Origin of the sequence: uncultured Aquincola sp. (assembly GCF_964001545.1) — a bacterium.
GTDB lineage: Bacteria > Pseudomonadota > Gammaproteobacteria > Burkholderiales > Burkholderiaceae_C > Aquincola.
On the sequence record NZ_CAXFDV010000810.1, the window covers coordinates 1 to 1,544 of the forward strand.

Here is a 1,544-nt window from a genome sequence, read left to right on the forward strand (position 1 = left end):
CACCGGCATGCCGACATCCTGCCGCTGTTCGCGCGGCTGTCGCAGCAGGAGCAGGACCGGGTGTTTTCCACCGGCGGCGCGCCGCGCATCGTGCTGGCCACCAACGTGGCCGAAACCTCGCTGACGGTGCCGGGCATCCGCTTCGTCATCGACGCCGGCCTGGCGCGCGTCAAGCGCTACAGCTACCGCAACAAGGTCGAGCAGCTGCAGATCGAGCCGGTGAGCCAGGCCGCCGCCAACCAGCGCGCGGGCCGCTGCGGCCGCGTGGCCGATGGCGTGTGCATCCGCCTGTACGACGAGCCGGACTTCAACGCCCGCCCGCGTTTCACCGACCCCGAGATCTTGCGTTCGTCGCTGGCCGGGGTGATCCTGCGGATGAAGGCGCTGAAGCTGGGCGACGTGGAGGACTTTCCGTTCCTGGAAGCGCCGCCCCGCAAGGCGATTGCCGACGGCTATGCGCTGCTGGGCGAGCTGGGCGCGGTGGACGACAACAACGCGCTCACGCCCATCGGCCAGGAGCTGTCGCGCCTGCCGCTGGACCCGCGCGTGGGCCGCATGATCCTGGAAGCGCGTGAACGCCAGTCGCTGGCCGAGGTGCTGGTGATCGCCAGCGCGCTCAGCGGCCAGGACGTGCGCGACCGGCCGCTGGAAGCCGCGCAGGCGGCCGACGAGAAGCACAAGAAGTTCGACGACGAGAAGTCGGAGTTCATGGGCTACCTCAAGCTGTGGAAGTGGATCGAAGAAGGCCGCGGCGTGCACGGCCATGCCGGCAGCGAGGCGCCGGTGGACACGCCCAAGCTCAGCAACCGCCAGCAGGAGCAGCGGTTGCGCGACAGCTTCGTTTCGCCGCGACGGGTGCGCGAGTGGCGCGACATCCATTCGCAGCTGCTCACGGTGGTGCGCGAGCACAACTGGCGCGTGAACACCCAGCCCGCCACCTATGAGCAGGTGCACATGGCCATGCTGGCCGGCCTGTTGGGCAACATCGGCCTCAAGAGCGAAGACGACGACTGGTACCTGGGTGCGCGCGGCATCAAGTTCTGGAAGCATCCCGGCGCCCACCTGAGCAAAAAGCCCGGCCGCTGGCTGGTGGCCGCCGAGCTGGTGGAAACCACGCGCCTCTTCGGCCGCGGCCTGGCCGCGATCGAGCCCCCCTGGATCGAGCGCATTGCCGGCCACCTGCTGAAGAAGCAGCTGCTGGAGCCGCACTGGGAGAAAAAGGCCGGCGAAGTGGTGGCGCTGGAGCGGGCCACGCTGTACGGCATCGTGGTCTACAACAACCGGCGGGTGAACTACGCCGCGGTAGACCCGGCCGGCGCGCGCGAGATCTTCATCCGCGAAGGCCTGGTGCAGGACGAGTGGGAGACGCGGCTGCCGTTTCTGGCGCACAACCGCAAGCTCATCCGCCAGGTGGAAGAGCTGGAACACAAGGCCCGCCGCCAGGACGTGCTGGTGGACGACGACCTGATCTTCGCCTTCTACGACCAGCAGCTGCCGGCCGACGTGCACAGCGGCCCGGCGCTGGAGCGCTGGTACCGCCACGC

Annotated in this window: 1 protein-coding gene; it reads left to right on the plus strand. The window is 69.0% G+C overall.

The window, feature by feature from the left end:
- Positions 1-1,544 (plus strand): ATP-dependent RNA helicase HrpA (gene hrpA / locus ABNT58_RS28135; RefSeq protein ID WP_348756677.1); only part of this gene is annotated, 1,544 nt, incomplete at both ends.